The following is a 20,797-nucleotide window of genomic DNA, read 5'->3' as shown; positions in this document are numbered from 1 at the left end:
CGGCGGACGTGTGAGTGAGTCACGTCCGCCCCCCGGGTTGTTGCCGATTAGCCGCACGTCACCTTGATGCTGAAGTCCTTGGTGATCATCCCGGCCATCGGGTTCTTCAGGTCGGCACCCTGCGCCTGACCGGTGATGGTGTAGGTCTTGCCGTCGACCGCCACGTTGGCCGACCCGACCTTGGCGCCCATGTTGTTGGCGACCGACAGCGCGTTGCCGTCCACCACCAGCGCCAACGATTCGACCTGTGGGGTCGCTTCGTCGGTCATCACGACGGCCAGCGCCTGCTGGGCACCGCCGGTGGAGCCGCTACCGATGTCGATCTTGCCGCCCTGCTTCACGCACGTCACCGAAGCAGGGTTGACTCCGGCCAGGTCGGCGCCGCCGACCTTGACCTGGGCCCCGCCGCTCCCGGAGGCGACGCTGGGGGCTGTGCTCGACGCCGGGCTGGCGGTGTGGCCGCCGCTCGAGCAGCCCACCACGGCCGCCGCCACGCCGAGGGTTCCGATTGCGCCCACGAGAAGACGTTTCACTTGCCGTTCCTTCCTTCATGCGTCGCCCTGTTGGCGTCGTCATTGGAGCAAGTACAGAACGCCGGTGTCGCTACCGATCCCAATTTTTGGGTCCAGCCGGGCTTCGTCTCGGGAACTAGACCGACACTTGGTGTCGGTCTAGTTGAACGTTGCCGTGATCTCGATCTCGACGGGGGAGTCGAGCGGTAGCGCGGCGACGCCGATGGCTGAACGGGCGTGTGCGCCTACGGGGCCGAAGCACCAGCCGAGAAGCTCGGATGCACCGTTGACGACCTGGGGTTGCCCAGTGAAACTGGGATCGGATGCGACAAACCCGGTCACTTTGACAATCCGAGTGATGCGGTCCAAGTCGCCGATTTCGGCACGGATCGCGGCGAGCGCGTTAAGCGCACAGATGAGCGCGCATGCACGCGCCTGGTCGGGTGCGACGTCGGAGCCGACCTTTCCGATGAGTTTGAGTGCACCGTCGACGAGCGGAAGTTGTCCGGAGGTATACACGTGGGTACCGTCGGTGACAGCGGGTAGGTAAGCCGCGGTCGGGGCGGCGACCTGTGGCAGAGTCAGACCCCGTTCGGTGAGTCGGCGTTCCACGCCGGGATGAGCCGAGGTGATGTCGGGCATCAAAAGCCTTTCAGGTGAGGGGATTTGATTAACCATTCTTGCCGCGGGCAGCGACTCGCCATCGGTCGATGACGGTGTCGTCGCGCACGATGGTGACCTCGTCGACGAGGTTAATCACCGAGCAGACGTGGTTGGGGATCACGCGTAGACGTGTGCCGATGGGTGGTAACTGCGCCTCATCGGGCCACACTACGGTGGCGTGGTGCTCGGAGAGTGCCGTGATCCTGGCGGTCGGGTGGTCGATGAGGCGGCCGAAGCCGCTGGTCCATGCTGGGCGATCGCTGCCGAGGATCTTGCTGCCCGAATCTAAGATGACCCGGCGCGGGCTATCGGCAGTGTCGTTCCGACTCACCACCGTTGCGGCAACCGTCAGCGAGATGTCTTCCCATCGGCATCGTTCCAGCTCGAGCTGTTGTGCATCGCCGAAAACATAGACGCCCGGGCGAACTTCGGTGGCACCGTCGGCGGCGGTTAGGAATGCCGTGGGGGTGGACCCGCCGCTTCGGCAAGTGACCGTAATACCTTCTGCAGCAAGCGCATTGGTGGCCTGATTGAGGGCGTATTGCTCCTGCACGGCGGCTTCGGCGGCTTTTCCGGGGACGTAGCTGTGCCCTGGGAAGGTAAACACGCCGGTGATGTGCAGGCCGGCCTCAACGGCGGTGCTGGCGACTTCGCCCGCCCGCTGCGGTGCTACGCCGCTACGGTGTTGCCCGCTATCGACTTCGACGAGCACATCGATTGCCGCACGGTCGTTTCCTAACTTCGCAGCAATGTTCATCGCGGCCTGCGGCGAATCGACCCCGATCGCGATGCGGGCCCGCCTGCTCAGCCGGCGCAGGCGGTCGGCTTGGCGCGGATCGATCCACAGTGGGTAGGCGATAAAGATGTCGTCGGCGCCATGGTCGAGGAATACCTCCGCTTCACCGATGGTCGCGACGGTGAGGCCCGTTGCGCCCGCATCTAGTTGCAACTGCGCGATCTGGGGCATCTTGTGCGTCTTCACGTGCGGACGCAGCCCGATCCCGCGTTCGGTGATAGCTGTGCTCATCCGCGCGATGTTGCGCTCCAGCGAGTCGTAATCGATGACCACGGCAGGTGTATCGATCTCCTCGGGAATGCTTGCCATCATTGGTGCTCCTGACTAGTTGGTTGGCTGGTCCATCTCTGCCTGGAATCGGCGTACTGTCCTGCGCGATCTGGGCGCCGGCGGACCGCAAGCCACCCGATCGCCAGCACGACAAACCAAAGGGGAAACCACGCCAGCGCGGTCGCAGTACCTGGTTTGGTTGTCAGGGACCAGATCACAAACACGAAGAAGCCGAGGATCGCCCAGCACATCGGTACACCGCCGGGCATCTTGTAAATCGACTCGGCGTGACGCTGTGCGCGGCGGCGACGGTACGAGAGGTAACTGACAACGATCATCGCCCATACGAACATGAAGAGCAGCGATGACACTGTCGTGATGAGCGTGAAGGCTTTGATCACCGAGCCGCCGGCGTAGAGCAGTGGGATGGATATGAGCATCAAGGCGGCGCTCAAAAGTAGCGCGGGTACAGGCACCCCGCCGCGGTTGAGCCAGCGAAATCCCGAAGGCGCGCTGCCCGCGTGGGCGAGGCCGTACAGTATGCGGCCGGTCGAGAAGAACCCAGAATTAGCTGCCGAGGATGCCGAAGTGATGACGACGAAGTTGATGATCGAAGCCGCCGCAGCAAGCCCGGCTAGCGAAAACATCATCACGAATGGCGACTGTCCAGGCGCAATATGTCGCCACGGGATGACACACAGGATCGCCAGAAGCGCTCCGATGTAGAAGATGACTATCCGCACCGGCACGGCGTTGATGGCACGCGGCAAGGTGCGACGGGGATCAGCGGTCTCTGCGACCGCGGTGCCCAGCAGTTCGACACCGACGAAGGCGAAGAATGCGATCTGAAAGCCGCCGACCATGCCCATCGCGCCGGTGGCGAAGAACCCGCCGTCATTCCACAGGTTCGCCAGTGCAGCGCGGGTACCGTCGGAGCTGACGAAGCCGGTGCTCACCAAAATTGCTCCGACGGCAATCAGACAGAGGATCGCCGCGACTTTTATCAACGCGAACCAGAATTCGATCTCGCCGAAGCTGCGGACGTTGAACAAGTTCAGCAAGAGGATCAGCGTCACGGTAAGAAGGGGGGGTAGCCACGCGGGCAGCTCGGGCCACCAATACTGCGAGTAGCCGGTGATGGCAACGACCTCCGCGATGCCGGTGACGATCCAGGCGAACCAGTACGACCAGCCCATAAAGAATCCGGCGCCGGAGCCCAACAGGTCGGAAGTGAAGTCGACGAAAGACTTGTAGTTCAGGTTGGACAACAGAAGTTCGCCCATCGCCCGCAGTACGAAGAACACGAAAAACCCGACAACGCCATACACCAGTAGCACCGCCGGACCAGCGAGAGAAATCGTGCGGCCTGATCCCATGAACAGGCCGGTGCCAACCGCACCACCGATCGCGATCAGTTGGATATGTCGGTTGGCGAGGCCGCGGCGAAGGTGGGGAGCGTTACCTTCAACGACCGATGCGGCAGCGACTTCACTTGGCATATCCGGCGTCCTCATCAGTTGGATCAGGGGACGGACGACACCAAATTATTTCAACATTGTGTTGAACTGACCCCGCCCCTCGCCAAAGATTACACAAATAGTTGTGGAGTGTCCACGCTCCGGACGGCTAAAATCGACCGCATGTTGAAGAAGGAGGCTGGTCAGCTGGTGGCCGCCTTGCGCATCCTCAACGCCGAGACGATCAACCTGATGCTCGAGCAAATGGTCGATGCACTGCAGGGCAGTTATCCGCAGCCCACCGAGGTGGTCCTGCACGACCTGCGGCGAATCCCCAACACGGTGCGCGCGATTGCCGGTGACATCACCGGGCGGCGGCCAGGAGACCCACCGACGGACAAACTGCTGCGCAGTGTCGCCACCGGAGACCTCCGCCACCAGATCGCGTATCGGTCCGTGCTGCCCGACGGACGAGTGCTGCGCTCCAGCACGATCATGTTCACCGCTCGCGACGACGAGCCCGCCGCTGCACTCTGCATCAATACCGACGTCACGGCCTGGGAGCATCTCCGCGGCGCACTCGACGGCTTAATACCAGCCGACGCGGACGGCGAAGCCGTGTCGATCCCTCTTCGAACCTCCACACCATTTGTCCAAACTGTGCTCAGCGACCCAGTCAGTGAACATTTTCCGCACAGCGTGGAGGAGCTGTCGGCACGGCTCATCGATGCGGCGATCGCCAACGTTGGCGTGCCCGTTGCCGAGATGCGCAAGGAACACAAGATGGAGGTTGTCGCCGAACTCGACCAGCAGGGCTATTTTCTGGTCAAACAATCTGCCGAGACAGCAGCGGCCGCACTGGATGTCACCCGCTATACGGTTTACAACTACCTCAACGCGATACACGCGCGGGCATCAAGCACTTAACCGATTCGCCCGAGCCCCAGTGCCTGAAGCCGGCGTCCGCCAACCGGCGATATCGCGCCTGTCGACGCCCATTCTGTCGGTGCGCGGCGACATCGTGACGGGTGTTCCGTTGCAGATCGCCGACGGGCTACCACCGGGCCTGCGCGAGCTATCACACCGACGAGAACACCGACATTCCGGTGATCCTCGCCAGACTGACCCACCAGCAGTAGCTCGGCCGCTGAGTGCTTGAGTGTCCTTGTGATGGAGATCCAAACTGTCGGTTCGGTGCGGGTGTTGACCCTGTCCGCGGGGCGTGTCAATGCGCTCGATGTGGAAGTGCTCGACGAGCTGACCCGAACCTTTCGTGAGTTGCAGGATTCGGGCAACGGTCCGCTGGTCATCACCGGTGCGGGCCGGGTGTTTTCCGCCGGGGTCGACCTCAACCGCGTTGTCGAGGGAGGTAGCGATTACACCGATCGATTGGTTCCGGCGCTGTCCAACACGTTCGACGCGTTGTTCGGCTTTCCGTGGCCGACGGTGGCCGCCATCAACGGTGCCGCGATCGCCGGCGGGTGTGTGCTGGCATGTGCCTGCGATCGCCGCCTGATCGCTCCCGAAGCGGGGATCGGCGCGGCCGAGGTTCGCGTCGGCGTCTCCTTCCCGGTCGCCGCGCTGGAAGTAATGCGTTATGCCTGCGGGGATCGCGCCGAGGAAGTGCTGCTCGGCGCCCGCACCTATAAGGGAGCCGACGCCACCACCCGCGGGCTGGCCCACCGCGTCGTCGCCGAGGATGTGGTCGAGGCGGCGGTCGCGGAGGCCGCAGAACTGGGCGAACTCCCGGTCGAGGCCTATCGCGATACGAAAGCTCAGCTACGCGGCCCGGCCGTGGAGAGGATCCGGCAGGGTGGCGCTATCGATGCCGGCGTCCGCCAGCTGTGGGGTTCGGACGAGACGCAGCAGCGCCTGGCCGCCTATGTGGAGAGTCTTCGACGCCGCGACTGAGCACTCGGCGCCGCGGCGGCTGGTCACTCGTTGAGCGCAACGCCACCGCGGGTGCGCCGGCGCCGCATGCGGTGCGTGCCCTTGCCCTCCGGACGGCGGTTTTGCAGTCCGCTGCGGGGTTCCTCGCTGTCGTCGTCGGCCTCGTCTGACGGCACGTCGGTCGACGGCTTCTCGGCTTTGACGGCTTCGACAGCTTTGGCGGTGGGCTCAACTGACTCTTCCGCGGGTTCTTCCGCTGTTTCGGTTTCTTTGCCGGCTTCTTCCGCGGTGACGGTCTCTTCGGCGTCGTCGGCTCCGGTGTCCTCTGCTTCGTCAGTTTCCGCCTCGTCGGCGTCGGTGGCTTCCTCGGCGTCCGCCACGTCGCCCTTCTTACGGCGCAGCCGGCGCCGTTTGGGCTTCTTCGCCTTGATCGGCTTCGGCGGGGGCGGCGGCAGCTCGGCGGCGAACGACAGGTAGAACGCGAAGAACCCGAGCAGGCCGATCGCGGCCGCGGCGGTGTAGATCGCGAACAGATACTGCCCGGCGCTGTCCAGGCTGAGCCAGATCTCGCTGATTGCGGTGCCGATGATCAGCAGCCCGGCCAGTACGTGAGCCACGATCGACCGGACTCGCATGGACAGGGCCAGCTGCGGCGTGCCCAGCTCCGGCTTGCGCGTGCGCAGCAGGGTGAACACCACCGGCAGCGCGGCCAAGGCGATCAGCGCACCCGTCACGATGCGCAGCGTCGTCCCCAGCCCATGCGAGGTGTCGCCCATCAGCTCAGGCCAGCGGGGCACCACGAAAAAGAAGTAGAGGACGCCGGCAGCGACGGCAAACGACGCATGCCACAGGATGGCGATCCTGCGCCCCATACCTCTCCTTTGTTTGCCAGCGGCCGAGCCCACGCCAGCCTAAGGGCAGCTCAAGCCGAATCCAAGCATTGGTCGCGCTTGTCGAGCCGGTGCGACCGATCTGCGGAGGATGCGGGATTTGAACCCGCGAGGGCTATTAACCCAACCCGCGTTCCAGGCGAGCGCCATAGGCCACTAGGCGAATCCTCCGTGGCAATGGTAGCCGCTGGCCGAGAGCGGTCGTCCCACGGCCGCGGCGGGCCACCCCGAGCCAGGCATTAGACTCGCCGAAGGACCCCGCGCGGCGTCTATCCTGTGAACTCCCCCAGGGCCGGAAGGCAGCAAGGGTCAATGGGCTCTGTCGGGTGCGCGGGGTCCCCTGTGTAGGGGACCCGGTAGCACTCGTCCCTGCGGCGTCCGACAGTGAAAGGGCCCCCAACCAAGATGGTGGCGTTCGATTCCCTCAGCCCCGACGATCTGGCAGCGCTGCACGCTCGCCACCAGCAGGACTACGCAGAGCTGCAGGCCAAGAAGCTGGCGCTGGATCTGACCCGCGGCAAACCCTCCGCCGAGCAACTGGACCTGTCCAACCAGCTGTTGAGTCTGCCCGGCGACGACTATCGCGACGGCGAGGGCACCGACACCCGCAACTACGGGGGCCTGCACGGATTGCCCGAGCTGCGCGCCATCTTCTCCGAGCTGCTCGGCATCCCGGTGCCGAACCTGATCGCCGGGAACAACTCCAGTCTCGAGCTGATGCACGACCACGTCGCCTTCTCGATGCTCTACGGCGGGGTGGACTCGCAGCGGCCCTGGAAGGACGAGCCCGGCGTCAAGTTTCTGTGCCCCGTCCCCGGCTACGACCGGCACTTCGCGATCACCGAGACCATGGGCGTCGAGATGATCCCGATCCCGATGCACGAGGAAGGCCCGGACGTCGACCTGATCGAGGAGCTGGTGGCCGTCGACCCCGCGATCAAGGGCATGTGGGTGGTGCCGGTGTTCGGCAACCCCACCGGGGTCACCTACTCCTGGGAGACGGTGCGCCGGCTCGTCCAGATGCGAACGGCGGCGCCCGACTTCCGGCTGTTCTGGGACAACGCCTACGCCGTGCACACCCTCACGCACGATTTCCTTCCTCAGATCGACGTGCTCGGGCTGGCCGCCACGGCCGGCAACCCCAACCGGCCCTACGTCTTCGCGTCCACCTCGAAGATCACCTATGCGGGTGCCGGCGTCAGCTTCCTGGGCGGATCGCTGGGCAACATCGCCTGGTACCTGCAGTACGCCGGGAAGAAGTCGATCGGCCCGGACAAGATCAACCAGCTGCGGCACCTCCGCTTCTTCGGCGATGCCGACGGGGTGCGCCTGCACATGCTGCGTCACCAGCAGATCCTGGCGCCGAAGTTCGCGCTGGCGCTGGAAATCCTGGATCAGCGGCTCAGCGAATCCAAGATCGCCTCGTGGACCGACCCCAAGGGGGGCTATTTCATCAGCCTCGACGTGCTGCCCGGGACGGCCAAGCGGACGGTCGCCCTGGCCAAGGGCGCCGGCATCGCGGTCACCGAGGCGGGTGCGTCGTTCCCGTACCGCAAGGATCCGGAGGACAAGAACATCCGGATCGCGCCGACCTTCCCGTCGCTGCCGGACCTGCGCGACGCGGTCGACGGCCTGGCGACCTGCGCGCTGCTGGCGGCCTCGGAGGCGCGGATCGGCGCCCCGGCGCCCAGCGTGAACTGACGGCTTCGATGGTGCGCTGAGGGTATTGAGCGTGCGCTGACGGCGCCGCGTGTGCCTCTGCGGCGGGGGGATCTGGCCAAATCCCGCCCCACGCGCACACTTCAAGCCGCTCAGGCACACCGAACGCCCTCGATGCACACCGGATGCCTGCCCGGGCTTAGTCACCGTGCCTCCGGTCCGGCTTCTCAGCGGGCCCCACGGCGCCCGCGTCGTCGTCGGGCGGCGCCGGTAGCCTGCTGATCGTGGCCCTCTACCGCAAATACCGACCGGCAACCTTCGCCGAGGTGGTGGGGCAGGAGCACGTCACCGAGCCGCTGTCCATTGCCCTGGAAGCGGGCCGAATCAACCACGCCTACCTGTTTTCCGGGCCCCGCGGCTGCGGAAAGACCTCGTCGGCGCGCATCCTGGCCCGCTCGCTGAACTGCGCGCAGGGCCCGACGGCCGCCCCCTGCGGGGTGTGCGATTCCTGCGTGGCGCTGGCGCCCAACGCACCCGGCAGCATCGACGTCGTGGAGCTCGACGCCGCCAGCCACGGCGGTGTGGACGACACCCGCGAGCTGCGCGACCGTGCCTTCTATGCGCCCGCGCAGTCGCGCTACCGGGTGTTCATCGTCGACGAGGCCCACATGGTGACGACAGCCGGATTCAACGCGCTGCTCAAGATCGTGGAGGAGCCGCCCGAGCACCTCATCTTCATCTTCGCCACCACCGAACCGGAGAAGGTGCTGCCGACGATTCGGTCGCGGACGCATCACTACCCGTTCCGGCTGCTGCCGCCGAAGACCATGCGGGCGCTGATCGGCCGGATCTGCGAGCAGGAGAACGTCGTGGTCGACGACGCGGTCTACCCGCTGGTGATCCGCGCGGGCGGCGGCTCACCGCGTGACACCCTCTCGGTGCTGGACCAGTTGGTGGCGGGTGCCGAGGGCGCCCATGTGACCTATCAGCGGGCGCTGGGCCTGTTGGGCGCCACCGACATCGCGTTGATCGACGACGCCGTGGACGCTCTCGGCGCCGCGGACGCCGCGGCCTTGTTCGGAGCGGTCGAATCGGTGATCGACGCGGGCCACGATCCGCGGCGGTTCGCCACCGACCTGCTCGAGCGGTTCCGCGATCTGATTCTGCTGCAAGCGGTTCCGGACGCGGTGAGCCGCGGCGTGGTCGACGCGCCGGAGGACGTGCTGGAGCGGATGCGCGATCAGGCGACCCGGATCGGCACGGCGACCCTGACGCGCTACGCCGAGGTGGTGCAGGCGGGTTTGGGGGAGATGCGCGGCGCGACGGCACCACGGCTGCTGCTCGAAGTCGTCTGTGCGCGACTGCTGTTACCCTCGGCCAGCGACACCGAGGCGGCGTTGCTGCAACGTGTCGAGCGGATCGAGACCCGGCTGGACATGTCGATTCCGGTCTCCGAAACCCATTCCCGGACAACGCAGCTCGCGCCGGCCGAGGCACCCCGATTCACACGGGCGTCCGCCAAGCGCGCGGCCCGGCCAGAGCCGGCGCCCGAACCGAAGGCCGCAGCGCCGGCACCGCCCGAACCCGTGCCCGTGCCGGCCCCAGCGCCCGCGGCCGCATCGGCCCCGCCCCAGGCCGCCGAATCCGCTTCTGCGCCCGGCGAACTCAACGCCGCCGCGGTGCGCACCATGTGGCCGGCGGTCCGCGACAAGGTGCGCCAGCGCAGCCGCACCACCGAGGTGATGCTGGCGGGCGCGACGGTGCGGGCCGTGGACGACGACACGCTGGTGCTGACGCACGAATCGGCGCCGCTGGCCAAGCGGCTGTCCGAGCAGCGCAACGCCGATGTCATCGCCGAAGCGCTCAAAGATGCGCTGGGAGTGAATTGGCGGGTACGCTGCGAAACCGGCTCGCCGGCGCCCGCGGTGGCGGCACCGGCAGCTCAGGCCGCCGCGAACCCAGCACCGACTCAGGCGGAACCTGCCGTCCCCGAAGCAGATTCGTCGCAGCGCGACGAAGAGGAGCACATGCTCGCCGAGGCCGGAGAGACCGACCCGTCGACCCCGCGGCGCGACCCCGAGGAGGTCGCGCTCGAACTGCTGCAGAACGAACTCGGCGCCCGCCGGATCGACGGCGGCTAGCCACGCCCTAGGTGTACCGAGACATCACGTTGGTCACAGTCGGCTGATGGGCGGATAGCCGCCGAGTGAGCTGTGACGGCGTTGAGTGTTGTAGACAGTGAGCCATGGCGCAAGGGCCTGAGCCCTGGCGGCGTCGGACACAAAGACCCGCCGACAGGCCCACTCGGATTGCAGAGTGCGGTTGTATCTTTCGGCTTTGCCATTCTGCCAGGGGCAGTGCGGCTTGATGAAAAGTTGGCTGGCCCCTAACTGCTCGACCGCCTCGGCGAAGGCCGTTGAGCGGCGGTAGCTGAGGTGGTTGTCGGTGATGACCTGCTCGATGCGGGTGATCCCGCAAGCGGCGAAGTAGGCCGCACCACGGCTAAGGAAGCCGGCACAGGTAGGCCCTTTCTCATCGAGCAAGATCTCGGAGTACGCCAGCCGGGAGTGGTCATCGACCATGGAATGCACATAGTCATAGCCGATCCCGCGGCCGCGAACCTCCTCGCTGCGTCCGTGGGCACGCCAGCCACCGCCGTCGGGGATCCTGCCGAGCTTCTTGACATCGACGTGCACCAGCTCACCGGGACGTTCCCGTTCGTAGCGCACCGCGCTGGCTTTGGATGCTCGGATCGGTACGCCGGTTATCGGATCGCAGTCGCGCAGATAGGACACACTGCGGCGGCGCAACACCCGCGAGACGGTGCGGGTGGACACCCCCAGCTTGATCCCGATCTCCTCCGGGCCGCAGCGATGCCGGCGTCGCCAGGCCACGATCTGGTTCTCCAAACCCTGTGGCGTGCGGGTGGGCATCGTGTGCGGCCGGCAGGAACGGTCAACCAGGCCCGCCTGCCCGTCGATCTCAAAGCGCCTGATCCAGGTATGCACGCACTTGCGTGATACCCCCATCGCCGCGGCGATATGGGCCTTGGGCCAGCCCTGGTGATACCGCTGCACCATGAGCAGTCGGCCATGAAACGTGGTGCGGGCATTACGGTGGGACACGAGAACCTCCGAGCGGATGTGGGCCTTAGACAAGCCACACCCCACCCGGGGGTTCTCCTCACATCAAGCCGACACGCCTGCTACCAACGTCATGTCCAGGGACACCTAGGGGTTCCACCAGGGCCGCAGCGGCAGGCTGTCGTCACCCCGGGCGCCGCCGTTGGCGGCCAGCACGTGATGTAGCTGAAGGTTGTTCTGCTCGAAGGCAACTCGTGATGCCGCCATGTACAGTCCCCATACCTTGGCGATCTGCAGGCCGACCTCGTCGACCGCCTCGTCCCAGTGCTCGACGAGATTGGCGCACCAGTCGCGCAGCGTCATCGCGTAGTGGTGCCGGAAGTTCTCGGTGTGCAGCACCTCGAAACCCGCGTCCTGCGCGTCGGTGATGATGCGTCCCGAGCCGGTCAGCTCCCCGTCGGGGAACACATAGCGGTCGGTGAAGCCGCCGCCGATGGGATTCTGCCGATTTTCGTGCCGGGTGATGCAATGGTTGAGCAGCAGGCCGCCAGTGCGCAGCCTCGACTTCAGAAAGCCGAAGTAGGACGGGTAGTTTCGGACGCCGATGTGCTCGGTGAGCCCGATGGAGGAAACGGCGTCGAAGCCGGTCTCGGGCACGTCGCGGTAGTCGGAGTGGCGCACCTCGGCCAGGTCGCCCAGGCCCTCATCGGCGATGGCCTTGCGCGCCCAGCTGGCCTGCTCGGCCGACAGCGTCGCGCCGATGACCCGCACCCCGCGGCGGGCGGCGTAGCGCACCATGCCGCCCCAGCCGCAGCCGACATCGAGTAACCGGTCGCCCGGTTGCAGCCGGAGCTTGTCGAAGACCAGCCGGTACTTGTTCTCCTGGGCTTCCTCGAGTGTCGCGTCGGCGTGCGGATAGACCGCGCAGGTATAGGTCATCGACGGGCCGAGCACCCACTCGTAGAACGTGTTCGACACGTCGTAGTGGTGATGGATCGCCTCGGCGTCCCGAGTCTTGCTGTGCAGCAGGCCATCGGCCATCCGGCGCCAGCGCGGCGGTGTCTCCAGCGGCGGCGGGGCGATCGGCACCAAGTGCTCGACGCCGATCGCGCGGACCGCGCTGGCCAGGTCCCGCGCCGACGGCCGCTTGAACTGGACGCGGTCGGTCAGCGTCTTGAGTAGCTCGTAGGGATCGCCGGGATGCACGCCGCACGCTTGCAGGTCGCCCGATATGTAGGCGCGGGCGATGCCGAGCTCGCCGGGGGCCGTCGCCAGGTAGGTGGCACCACGCGGCGTGCGCAGTTCGAGGCCCAGCGCGGAATCCGCGCTGCCGGCGGTGCTGCCGTCGTAGGCGGTGAACTTCAGCCGATGCTGCCCGCTTGCGGTGAAGATGGCCAGCACCTCGGCCATGCTGAGTTTGCCCCGGGAAGAGTGGGGCGCACGGTGGGGCTCCTTGGTCGTCGTCATCGCCGTTGCACCGCCTTCGCGTAGAGATCGAGCAGCCGAGAATCGGGGTCGTAGGACTTCTTGACCGTGTTGTAGGCCTCCCCGCCGTAGAGCTCGTCAAACTCATCGCGGGTGTAGAAGGAGTCGGAGTACAGCGACTTGTGCCCCTCGAGCTCACTGACTTTTGCCTCGATCGCCCGGTTGGCGGCGCCCGCGACGGCTCCGGCGGGCACCGAGGACCAAAAGCCCACGTTGACGTAGGTCTGGTCGAGCCTGATGGGATACAGCGGCCAGCCGTCATGATCGCGAATTCGCAACGGGCACAACCAGATCGGCGTGATCGGGACGTTGCCCAGGAACCACTCCAAGAAATCGACGGCGCGCCTGATCGGCACCTCGATGTCCTGGACCACCCGCTCTCTGGGGGACTGGGCCGGTGAACGAACACTGCGGGCCTCGATCCGGTCGGACACGCCGAACTGCCGGTCGGCGGCCACGAGCCTCGAGTAGACGCTGCTGCGCCGGTAGCGGCGTGGCCACCAGCGCCGCAGCCGCGGGTTCTGCACGCCGAATGCGCGTGAGCACCAGAACCAATCGGTGTCCCAGCGCCAGAGGTAGTCGTGAATGGTCAGGCGGTCGTCTTTGCCGCTTTCCATGCCGGCGATGTCGTGCTGGATCGACCGGTAATAGATGTTCTTTCCGGTGTAGTCGCTGACCGGCCCGGGGGTGGTGGTCCGCCTGCCGATGCACAGGTAGCTTTCGTCGGCGCCGAACACCACGCCGTCGAGGTAGTCGACGGGAGTGCCGCGGTGCCCGCCGGTGTCAATGATGCGCTCGGCCGCCGCGATCATGTCGGGCAACGAGCTGAATCGGAGGTGGCGCAACGCCACAAACGGCGCCACGGGCTCTAGCTCGATACGCAGCCGAGTCGAATACCCAAGCGTTCCATACGAATTGGGAAAGGTGCGAAACAAGTCGGCGTGCTGGGTTCGTGACGCGGTGAGCAATTCGCCGGCGCCGGTGAGGATATCCATATCGAGCACCGATTCGTGAGGCAAGCCATTGCGAAACGATGCCGACTCGATGCCCAGGCCGCTGACCGCACCGCCCAGCGTGATGGTCTTCAATTGCGGTACCACCAGGGGCGAAAGTCCGTAGGGAAGGGTTGCCGCTACCAGGGTTTCGTAGGTGCACATGCCGGCCACATCGGCGGTGCGAGCATCGGGATCGACGCTGAGTACCTCCGTCAAGCCCGAGGTGTCCAACCCCTTCGACTCGCTTTTGGTGCGGGCACGGAACAGATTTGACGTGGGTTTGGCCAGCCGAACAACGGACGTCGCCGGGATGGACCGATAACTGGCCATCAACCGGTCAACGCCCGCCCTGTGGGTAGAGAGTGCAGATCCAGGGATAGGCACCACATATACCCTAGTCTTCGGGCACGGCCCGTGCACCAGCGTGCGGGCGGCATCACACAAGAGGAGTTGCCCTGATGGGCCAGGTGAGCGCGGCAAGTACGATCTTGATCAATGTCGAGCCCGCGGCAACGCTCGCGGCGGTGGCAGACTATCAGACGGTTCGCCCGAAGATCTTGTCTCCCCAGTACAGCGAGTACCAGGTACTCGAAGGCGGGCAGGGCGCAGGCACCGTCGCCAAGTGGAAGTTGCAGGCCACCAAGTCGCGGGTGCGCGACGTGCAGGTCAACGTCGACGTCGCGGGCCACTCGGTCATCGAGAAGGACGCGAACTCGTCGATGATCACCAACTGGACGGTCGCGCCGGCCGGTCCGGGATCCAGCGTCACCGTGAAAACGACCTGGACGGGCGCCGGCGGCGTCAAGGGATTCTTCGAAAAGACCTTTGCGCCACTGGGTCTGAGGAAGATTCAGGGTGCGGTTCTGGCCAACCTGAAGAGCGAGCTGGAAGGCTAGCGCTCGGTGATGATGCGGGCCGCGCGGCGGCCCGAGGTGGGGGCACCTCCTGCTTGCGGGGGAGAGGCGGGCAAGTCCGGCTAGCGCGCCTGCGCCTGGCTGGCCAGGAAGCCGGCGACGCCGCGGGTGAGCGCGTCGGCGTATTTCTGCCGGCCCTCGGGCGACTCCATCAGCGCCGAGTCGACCGGGTTCTTCATGTTGCCGCACTCGACCAGGATCGACGGGTACTGCGCCAGGTTCAGGCCGGCCAGATCCGAGCGCCCGTACAAGCCGTTCTGACCGATGTAGGTCGCCGGCGGGATGCCCGAGGCCTGCATCTGGTCGCGCATGATCCGGGCGAACTGCACCGAAGGCCCGGCCTGCGCCTGATTGAGCGGCGGCGCCGAGTAGTTGACGTGGAAGCCTCGCCCCGACGGGGGTCCGCCGTCGGCGTGAATGCTCACGATCGCGTTGGGGTGCAATGAGTTTTCCATGGCGGCGCGGGCGTCGACGCACGGTCCGAGCCCGGTGTCGTCGTTGCGCGCCAGCGCGGTCCGCACGCCGAGCGCGTTGAGCTCAGCGCGCAGCCGCAGCGCGGTGTCCCAGGTGAAGGTGTGCTCCATGTAACCGCTGTTGGTCGCGGTGCCGCTGGTCTGGCAGTCCTTGGTGCCGCCGCGGCCGGTCGGGACCTGGCGACCGATGGACGCGTCGTTGGAGCCGTTGTGGCCGGGGTCGATGACAACGACCATGCCGGCGATGTTGGAGGGGGCTCCCCACGCGGTCTGGGTCGCCGTCGGGATGATGACTGTCGCGGCGGCGATCACGACGCCGAGCAGGGTTCTGATTCCGACACGTGTGCGCACTGGAAGGTCCACGGCGCAAAGGTAACCTCGCGCGGTCTACGCTGGGTGTTTTGAATCGCCCGACATCCACAGGCGAAACCAAGTCGAGACCAAGACGCGAGGGGACTGTCATGCAACCCGGAGGCGACATGTCGGCGCTGCTCGCCCAGGCGCAGCAGATGCAGCAGAAGCTCATGGAGGCCCAGCACCAGCTCGCCAACGCCGAGATACACGGCGAGGCGGGCGGCGGTCTGGTCAAGGTCGTCGTCAAGGGCAGCGGCGAACTGGTCGCGGTGAACATCGACCCCAAGGTCGTCGACCCGGCGGACGTCGAGACCCTGCAGGACCTGATCGTCGGCGCGATGGCCAATGCCTCAGCCCAAGTCACTCAGCTGGCGCAGGAGCGATTGGGCGCGCTGGCCGGCGGTCTGACCGCCCCGCCGTCCGCTCCGCCGCCTTCGGCGCCGCCGGCGGGGCTGTAGACCTCTCCCATGTTCGAGGGACCGGTCCAGGATCTGATCGACGAGCTCGGCAAGCTGCCGGGCATCGGACCAAAGAGCGCGCAGCGCATCGCTTTCCATCTGCTGTCGGTCGAACCGCCGGACATCGACCGGCTCACCGCGGTGCTGGCCAAAGTCCGCGACGGCGTGCGGTTCTGCGCGGTGTGCGGCAACGTCTCCGACGACGAGCGCTGCCGGATCTGCGCCGACCCGCGCCGCGACGGTTCGCAGGTGTGCGTCGTCGAGGAGCCGAAGGACGTCCAGGCGGTGGAGCGGACCCGTGAGTTCCGCGGCCGCTACCACGTTCTGGGCGGCGCGCTAGACCCGCTTTCCGGTGTCGGCCCCGAGCAACTGCGGATCCGGGAACTGCTGAGCCGCATCGGTGAACGCGTCGACGACGTCGACATCACGGAGGTGATCATCGCCACCGACCCGAACACCGAGGGCGAGGCGACGGCCACCTACCTGGTGCGGATGCTGCGCGACATCCCCGGCCTCACCGTGACGCGCATCGCGTCCGGGCTGCCGATGGGCGGCGACCTGGAGTTCGCCGACGAATTGACGCTGGGCCGCGCGCTCACCGGCCGCCGGGCCATGGTCTGATCGATCCGTCACCGGGTGACGACGGCGAAGTTGTCGCTGGCCGCCCACGCCTTTTCGAAGGTGGCGATGGAGACCTGCTCGTCGCGGCCGGCGGCAATGCCGCTGTCGTTCATGTGCACCGTGTTGGTGGTGGTGTCGATGCCGGTGATGACCACGAAATGGTTCTCTTGCGTGCGGTTGCCGCGGGTGTTCCACAGCACCTTGTCGTTGACCCCGACGATCACCTTGCGGCCGTCGTCCAGTCGTTGTATCAGCGCGTCGGTGCCCGGATGGTTGATGTCGGCCGCGACGCCGTAGTGGGCCAGGAGCACCGGCAGGTCGCGGTTGCTGGTCTTCCCGCCGTTGTAGATCGGTCCAGGGTGGGCCACACTCGGGATGTTCGCGGCCGCGCCGGTGATCTCGTCCTCGGTCGGCGAGCGGCCGGTGATCTCCCCGATCACGTCCGCGACCGCCATCTCGCCGCAGTCGAAGGTCTGCTGCTGGTAGTGCCAGAAGCGGCCGGCGGCGACCGGGTCGCCGTGCATACCGGGCTCGGCCTGCTGGGCGGCAGGCCCGGGCGCGGCCTCGGTCGTGCCGGCCGATCCGATCGCCACCGCCGTGGCGGCCGCGGCGGCGACGGCCGCGCTCGCCATGGCGGCGAGCACACCGAAGCGCGCGGTGGTGGCATGGCAGGGGGCGAGTTGCGTCATCAAGGGGTCCCTTTCTCTAGCCGTCAAGCGGCGAGAAAAGGCTGGCCAGCGGCCCTCTAGGAATCCTTGGAAGAAGCTTGCTGCGCAGCTAGCCGGTGCGGTGCTAGCGGGCCGCCAGTCGTTCGGTGCGCAGCAACTCCACCTCGGGCAGTTGCAGCGGGGACAGCTCGCCGACCACCTTGCTCAGCAGCAGGTCGGCCAGCTCCGGATTGCGGGCCAGACACGGCCCGTGCATGTAGGTGGCGACCACGCTGCCCGCGACCACACCGTCGTAGCCGTCGCCGGCGCGGTTGCCCGCGCCCTTGACGACCGCTCCCAGCGGCGCTGCGGCGGCACCCAGCACGGTGCCGCCGCGGTGGTTTTCGAAGCCGGTGAGTTGCTGGCTCAAGCCGGCCAGCAGCGGCGTGCTCACCACCTCGCCGATCGTGCGTCTGTCTTGCGGACAGGTCGTCACGTCGAGCATGCCCACGCCGTCGACCCGTTCCCCCGACGAGGTTTCATACCAGTGACCCAGCACCTGGATGGCCGCACAGATCGCCAGCACGGGTGCGCCCCGGTCCGCCGCGCGCTGCAGGCCGGGATGCCTGATCAGGTGCCGGGTGGCCAGCCGCTGGGCGTAGTCCTCCGCGCCGCCCAGCGTGTAGAGGTCCAGGGACTCCGGCACCGGATCGTCCAGCGTGATCTCGACGATTTCGGCGTCGATGCCCCGCAGCCGCAGCCGTTGGCGCAACACCACGGCGTTGCCGCCGTCGCCGTAGGTGCCCATCACGTCGGGCAACACCAGCCCGACCCGCACGACGGAGTCAGCCATGGCGCGTCAACTCCCGCTGCAGCCGCAGGAACGCGGTGTAGTTCGCGACGACCTCGACCGGTCCGGGCGGGCAGGAGGCGATGGCGGCCAACGTGTCGTGCACCAGCGTGTGCTCGACGCCCGCGTAGCCGAGCCGGACCGCCAGGTCGGTGCCGCGTTCGCCGGCGGCGACGACTTGGCCCTGGAAGGCCTCCCCTACCTGCTCGAAGCGCACGTCCCACAGCCAGGACAGGTCCTCGCCGTCGGGCACCCGTCCGTTGACCGCGATGACCACGCCCGCGGCGTGCTTGTTCACCATCGACAGCGCTTCCTGCCAGCCGGCGGGGTTCTTGGCCAGCAGCATCCGCGCCTCATGCCGGCCGACCCGCACCGTGCGGTACCGCCCGGCGACCTCGTCGACTCGGCTGACGGCCGCGACGGCTTTGACGGGGTCGGCGCCCAGCGCGACGGCGGCCGCCACGGCCTGGGCGGCGTTGCCGCGGTTCACCGCGCCGGGCAGCGCCAGGTGCATCGGCACGGCCAGCCCCTCGGGCCCGTACAGCGTGCCCCCGTCTTCCGGGTCGAACCACCAGTGCGGGCTGGGCCGCTTGAAGTCGGCGCCGGTCGAATACCAGTGGCCCTTCTCGCGGACAATGACCTCGCCGCTGCGCGGGCAGCTGACCGAGTCGTTCGACCACGCGCCGCCCGCGGCCACCCATACGACGTTTGGGCTGTCGTAGGCGGCCGAGGTCATCAGCACGTCGTCGCAGTTGGCCACGACGACCGCGGCCGGGTGCCGGGCCAGGCCCGTCCGCAGCGTGCGTTCGATGACGTTGATCTCGCCGACGCGGTCCAGCTGGTCGCGCGACAGGTTGAGCAGCACGATGACGCTGGGGTCCACGGCGTCGGACACGTGCGGCACGTGCATCTCGTCGACTTCGAGGGCAGCCAGCCGGGCCGTGCGGTCGGCGGCCAGCGCGGCGACCAGGCCGGCGTCCATGTTGGCGCCCTCGGCGTTGGTGGCCACCGGACCGAGCGTGGCCAGGGCGGCCGCGGTCATCCGGGTGGTCGTCGACTTGCCGTTGGTCCCGGTGACGACGACCGTGCGCCGGCCCGCCGCGAGTTGACGCAGGATCGAGCGATCCAGCGTCATCGCGACCAGGCCGCCGATCATGGCCCCGGCACCGCGCCCGGTGACCCGGGATGCCCACCGCGCGCTCGCTCCCGCGGCCAGCGCCAGACGTGCCCGGGTGGTTACCACCCGCGCAGTTTAAGGGCGATCCGGTTTTAACCGACGACACGGCTGCGCAACGACCGGGCGATGTCGGCCCGGCGTGCCATTCTGTCGTTCATGAGCCCCACAACATCGGCGCCCTGGGGCCGCCCGGTCAGCGATCCGGACGGGGGTTGGGCCGTCATCGACGTCGAGACCTCGGGCTTTCGCCCAGGTCAGGCGCGCATCATCAGCATCGCGGTGCTCGGCCTGGACGCCGGTGGCAACGTCGAGCAGTCCGTCGTCAGCCTGCTGAACCCGGGCGTGGATCCCGGCCCCACCCACGTGCACGGCCTGACCGCGGCGATGCTCGAGGACCAGCCGCAGTTCGGCGACATCGTCGGCGACGTGGTCGACGTGCTGCGCGGCCGCACGCTGGTGGCGCACAACGTCGCGTTCGACTACGCGTTCCTCGCCGCGGAGGCCGAGCTCACCGGCGCCGCCCTGCCCGTGGACACCGTGATGTGCACGGTCGAGCTGGCCCGCCGGCTCGATCTGGGCATCGACAACCTGCGGCTGGAGACCCTCGCCGCACACTGGGGCGTCACTCAGGAACGGCCGCATGACGCCTTCGACGACGCGATGGTGTTGACCCGCGTGCTCGGTGCTGCGCTCGGGCGGGCCCGCGAACACGACATCTGGCTGCCGGTACGTCCCGTCACGCGGCGCAGCTGGCCCAACGGCCGAGTGACCCACGACGAGCTGCGGCCGTTGAAGGCGCTGGCTTCCCGGATGCCCTGCCCCTATCTCAATCCGGGCCCGTATGTTCGCGGCCGGCCGTTGGTCCAGGGCATGCGCGTGGCGCTGGCCGCCGAGGTGCGGCGCACCCACGAGGAAATGGTCGAGCGGATCCTGCACGCCGGGCTGGCGTACACCGATGTCGTCGACCGGGAGACCTCGCTGGTGGTCTGCAACGACGATCCCCCCGGCCAGGGCAAGGGTTTTCAAGCCCAGCAGCTGGGGGTGCCGGTGGTCTCCGACGCGCAGTTCATGGACGGCGTCGGAGCCGTCGTCGGCGGCACCAGCATCCAGGAGTTCGTCGACGCCACGACGGCCGACGACCAGCTCGTGCTGTTCTGACTCTCGGCGTGCTTGTCGGGTAATTCCAGCAACCTCTCAGCTGGCGCCCGGCAACTCCCCAGGCATTGCCCCGAGGCTGATAGTTATCATCAGCGGGCCATGGCGGAGCGCAAAAGCGTCCTGCGCCTGGCGTTCTGGGGGACGGATCTCAAGCGGCGACCGCGTGGCGGCATCATCCAGCGCAGCAGTGAGGACAAACGTTAAGTGAGTGGACCGTTGGCGGACTTCACCGTCGATCGGCGGGTGTTGCTGATCACCAGTATCGCGCTGTTCATCGGCGCACTATCGGCGGGGGTGGCGTGGTGCCTGCTGCAGCTGATCGGATTGGTCACCAACCTTGTTTTCTATCAACGAGTTTCGGATGCCCTAGTGTCGCCGGCCGCTAACCAGCACCCATGGTGGCTGATACTGGGTGCGCCGGTTGCCGGCGGTCTGGTGATCGGCC

Annotated in this window: 20 protein-coding genes, 1 tRNA gene and 1 other RNA gene; 9 read left to right on the top strand and 13 right to left on the bottom strand. The window is 67.1% G+C overall.

Going from position 1 to position 20,797, the window contains the following annotated elements:
* Window positions 1-47: 47 nt before the first annotated feature.
* The 4 genes from MSG_RS23530 to MSG_RS23515 all read right to left on the bottom strand — a co-directional run bounded on the left by MSG_RS23530 (window position 48) and on the right by MSG_RS23515 (window position 3,740).
* Entirely contained in the window at window positions 48-533 is a 486-nt protein-coding gene (locus tag MSG_RS23530; protein WP_096443475.1) for a lipoprotein LpqH, read from the bottom strand.
* A 138-nt stretch (window positions 534-671) separates the two neighbouring features.
* A complete protein-coding gene (locus tag MSG_RS23525; protein WP_096443474.1) occupies window positions 672-1,154 on the bottom strand; it encodes a RidA family protein in 483 nt (160 codons plus the stop codon).
* A 28-nt stretch (window positions 1,155-1,182) separates the two neighbouring features.
* Window positions 1,183-2,280 (bottom strand): D-TA family PLP-dependent enzyme, encoded by a 1,098-nt coding sequence (locus MSG_RS23520; protein WP_096443472.1) that lies wholly within the window; start codon window positions 2,278-2,280, stop codon window positions 1,183-1,185.
* The gene (locus tag MSG_RS23515) at window positions 2,280-3,740 is read right to left on the bottom strand and encodes an amino acid permease (protein WP_096443470.1); all 1,461 of its coding nucleotides are present in this window, start codon (window positions 3,738-3,740) and stop codon (window positions 2,280-2,282) included. The genes MSG_RS23520 and MSG_RS23515 overlap by 1 nt, the downstream gene beginning before the upstream one ends.
* Before the next feature lie 141 nt (window positions 3,741-3,881).
* On the opposite strand from MSG_RS23515, the gene MSG_RS23510 reads away from it, so the two are divergent.
* On the top strand, window positions 3,882-4,625 hold the full coding sequence (locus MSG_RS23510; RefSeq protein ID WP_096443468.1) for a helix-turn-helix transcriptional regulator: 744 nt from the start codon (window positions 3,882-3,884) through the stop codon (window positions 4,623-4,625).
* 243 nt (window positions 4,626-4,868) lie between these two features.
* Window positions 4,869-5,609, top strand: a complete 741-nt coding sequence (locus MSG_RS23500; protein ID WP_096443466.1) for an enoyl-CoA hydratase/isomerase family protein — start codon at window positions 4,869-4,871, stop codon at window positions 5,607-5,609.
* A gap of 23 nt (window positions 5,610-5,632) precedes the next feature.
* Here MSG_RS23500 and MSG_RS23495 read toward each other — a convergent pair whose 3' ends face one another.
* The gene (locus tag MSG_RS23495; protein ID WP_096443464.1) at window positions 5,633-6,460 is read right to left on the bottom strand and encodes a hypothetical protein; all 828 of its coding nucleotides are present in this window, start codon (window positions 6,458-6,460) and stop codon (window positions 5,633-5,635) included.
* Between the two features lie 103 nt (window positions 6,461-6,563).
* Window positions 6,564-6,649 (bottom strand) — tRNA-Ser (locus MSG_RS23490).
* 78 nt (window positions 6,650-6,727) lie between these two features.
* On the opposite strand from MSG_RS23490, the gene ffs reads away from it, so the two are divergent.
* The 3 genes from ffs (at window position 6,728) to MSG_RS23475 (ending at window position 10,278) form a co-directional block, all read left to right on the top strand.
* Window positions 6,728-6,824: signal recognition particle sRNA small type (gene ffs / locus MSG_RS23485), an RNA gene on the top strand.
* A 62-nt stretch (window positions 6,825-6,886) separates the two neighbouring features.
* On the top strand, window positions 6,887-8,179 hold the full coding sequence (locus tag MSG_RS23480; protein WP_096444764.1) for an aminotransferase class I/II-fold pyridoxal phosphate-dependent enzyme: 1,293 nt from the start codon (window positions 6,887-6,889) through the stop codon (window positions 8,177-8,179).
* A 242-nt stretch (window positions 8,180-8,421) separates the two neighbouring features.
* Window positions 8,422-10,278 (top strand): DNA polymerase III subunits gamma/tau, encoded by a 1,857-nt coding sequence (locus MSG_RS23475; RefSeq protein WP_096443462.1) that lies wholly within the window; start codon window positions 8,422-8,424, stop codon window positions 10,276-10,278.
* A gap of 33 nt (window positions 10,279-10,311) precedes the next feature.
* On the opposite strand, the gene MSG_RS23470 is transcribed toward MSG_RS23475, so the two are convergent.
* The 3 genes from MSG_RS23470 to MSG_RS23460 all read right to left on the bottom strand — a co-directional run bounded on the left by MSG_RS23470 (window position 10,312) and on the right by MSG_RS23460 (window position 14,030).
* A complete protein-coding gene (locus MSG_RS23470) occupies window positions 10,312-11,262 on the bottom strand; it encodes an IS481 family transposase (protein ID WP_096444763.1) in 951 nt (316 codons plus the stop codon).
* A gap of 105 nt (window positions 11,263-11,367) precedes the next feature.
* Window positions 11,368-12,687 (bottom strand): class I SAM-dependent methyltransferase, encoded by a 1,320-nt coding sequence (locus MSG_RS23465; protein WP_181159185.1) that lies wholly within the window; start codon window positions 12,685-12,687, stop codon window positions 11,368-11,370.
* Window positions 12,684-14,030, bottom strand: coding sequence for an FAD-binding oxidoreductase (locus MSG_RS23460; protein WP_181159184.1), 1,347 nt, complete (start codon window positions 14,028-14,030; stop codon window positions 12,684-12,686). Before MSG_RS23460 ends, MSG_RS23465 begins: the two co-directional genes overlap by 4 nt.
* A 128-nt stretch (window positions 14,031-14,158) precedes the next feature.
* Here MSG_RS23460 and MSG_RS23455 point away from each other — a divergent pair, with 128 nt between their 5' ends.
* A complete protein-coding gene (locus MSG_RS23455) occupies window positions 14,159-14,596 on the top strand; it encodes an SRPBCC family protein (RefSeq protein WP_096443456.1) in 438 nt (145 codons plus the stop codon).
* Window positions 14,597-14,676: 80 nt separating this feature from the next.
* On the opposite strand, the gene MSG_RS23450 is transcribed toward MSG_RS23455, so the two are convergent.
* Window positions 14,677-15,450 (bottom strand): Rv3717 family N-acetylmuramoyl-L-alanine amidase, encoded by a 774-nt coding sequence (locus MSG_RS23450; protein WP_096443454.1) that lies wholly within the window; start codon window positions 15,448-15,450, stop codon window positions 14,677-14,679.
* 98 nt (window positions 15,451-15,548) lie between these two features.
* Between MSG_RS23450 and MSG_RS23445 the strand changes: the two genes are divergently transcribed.
* Both MSG_RS23445 and recR read left to right on the top strand, forming a co-directional pair.
* Complete coding sequence (locus tag MSG_RS23445; protein ID WP_096443452.1) at window positions 15,549-15,899, top strand: YbaB/EbfC family nucleoid-associated protein; 351 nt, start codon at window positions 15,549-15,551, stop codon at window positions 15,897-15,899.
* Window positions 15,900-15,908: 9 nt separating this feature from the next.
* Entirely contained in the window at window positions 15,909-16,520 is a 612-nt protein-coding gene (gene recR / locus MSG_RS23440; RefSeq protein ID WP_096443450.1) for a recombination mediator RecR, read from the top strand.
* Window positions 16,521-16,528: 8 nt separating this feature from the next.
* On the opposite strand, the gene MSG_RS23435 is transcribed toward recR, so the two are convergent.
* From MSG_RS23435 to MSG_RS23425, 3 genes are all read right to left on the bottom strand, one after another.
* Window positions 16,529-17,209 carry a C39 family peptidase gene (locus MSG_RS23435; protein WP_232011114.1) on the bottom strand — a complete coding sequence of 227 codons (681 nt, stop codon included), beginning with the start codon at window positions 17,207-17,209 and terminating at the stop codon, window positions 16,529-16,531.
* Window positions 17,210-17,312: 103 nt separating this feature from the next.
* Window positions 17,313-18,020 (bottom strand): type 1 glutamine amidotransferase, encoded by a 708-nt coding sequence (locus MSG_RS23430; protein ID WP_096443448.1) that lies wholly within the window; start codon window positions 18,018-18,020, stop codon window positions 17,313-17,315.
* Entirely contained in the window at window positions 18,013-19,260 is a 1,248-nt protein-coding gene (locus MSG_RS23425; RefSeq protein WP_096443446.1) for a Mur ligase family protein, read from the bottom strand. Before MSG_RS23425 ends, MSG_RS23430 begins: the two co-directional genes overlap by 8 nt.
* Before the next feature lie 90 nt (window positions 19,261-19,350).
* On the opposite strand from MSG_RS23425, the gene MSG_RS23420 reads away from it, so the two are divergent.
* Window positions 19,351-20,352 (top strand): DEDDh family exonuclease, encoded by a 1,002-nt coding sequence (locus MSG_RS23420; RefSeq protein WP_096444761.1) that lies wholly within the window; start codon window positions 19,351-19,353, stop codon window positions 20,350-20,352.
* Window positions 20,353-20,797 lie beyond the last annotated feature (445 nt).

Origin of the sequence: Mycobacterium shigaense (assembly GCF_002356315.1) — a bacterium.
GTDB classification, from domain to species: domain Bacteria; phylum Actinomycetota; class Actinomycetes; order Mycobacteriales; family Mycobacteriaceae; genus Mycobacterium; species Mycobacterium shigaense.
The sequence above is the reverse complement of the archived record's forward strand: the minus strand, read 5'-3'. Positions and strand labels throughout refer to the sequence as shown.

Bases quoted from the DNA above. Each gene is read 5' to 3' on its own strand.
- MSG_RS23525 (WP_096443474.1), bottom strand. From the start codon at position 1,154: ATGCCCGACATCACCTCGGCTCATCCCGGCGTGGAACGCCGACTCACC.
- MSG_RS23520 (WP_096443472.1), bottom strand. From the start codon at position 2,280: ATGGCAAGCATTCCCGAGGAGATCGATACACCTGCCGTGGTCATCGAT.
- MSG_RS23515 (WP_096443470.1), bottom strand. From the start codon at position 3,740: ATGCCAAGTGAAGTCGCTGCCGCATCGGTCGTTGAAGGTAACGCTCCC.
- MSG_RS23510 (WP_096443468.1), top strand. From the start codon at position 3,882: ATGTTGAAGAAGGAGGCTGGTCAGCTGGTGGCCGCCTTGCGCATCCTC.
- MSG_RS23500 (WP_096443466.1), top strand. From the start codon at position 4,869: ATGGAGATCCAAACTGTCGGTTCGGTGCGGGTGTTGACCCTGTCCGCG.
- MSG_RS23495 (WP_096443464.1), bottom strand. From the start codon at position 6,460: ATGGGGCGCAGGATCGCCATCCTGTGGCATGCGTCGTTTGCCGTCGCT.
- MSG_RS23465 (WP_181159185.1), bottom strand. From the start codon at position 12,687: ATGACGACGACCAAGGAGCCCCACCGTGCGCCCCACTCTTCCCGGGGC.
- MSG_RS23460 (WP_181159184.1), bottom strand. From the start codon at position 14,030: ATGGCCAGTTATCGGTCCATCCCGGCGACGTCCGTTGTTCGGCTGGCC.
- MSG_RS23455 (WP_096443456.1), top strand. From the start codon at position 14,159: ATGGGCCAGGTGAGCGCGGCAAGTACGATCTTGATCAATGTCGAGCCC.
- MSG_RS23445 (WP_096443452.1), top strand. From the start codon at position 15,549: ATGCAACCCGGAGGCGACATGTCGGCGCTGCTCGCCCAGGCGCAGCAG.
- recR (WP_096443450.1), top strand. From the start codon at position 15,909: ATGTTCGAGGGACCGGTCCAGGATCTGATCGACGAGCTCGGCAAGCTG.
- MSG_RS23435 (WP_232011114.1), bottom strand. From the start codon at position 17,209: ATGACGCAACTCGCCCCCTGCCATGCCACCACCGCGCGCTTCGGTGTG.
- MSG_RS23430 (WP_096443448.1), bottom strand. From the start codon at position 18,020: ATGGCTGACTCCGTCGTGCGGGTCGGGCTGGTGTTGCCCGACGTGATG.
- MSG_RS23420 (WP_096444761.1), top strand. From the start codon at position 19,351: ATGAGCCCCACAACATCGGCGCCCTGGGGCCGCCCGGTCAGCGATCCG.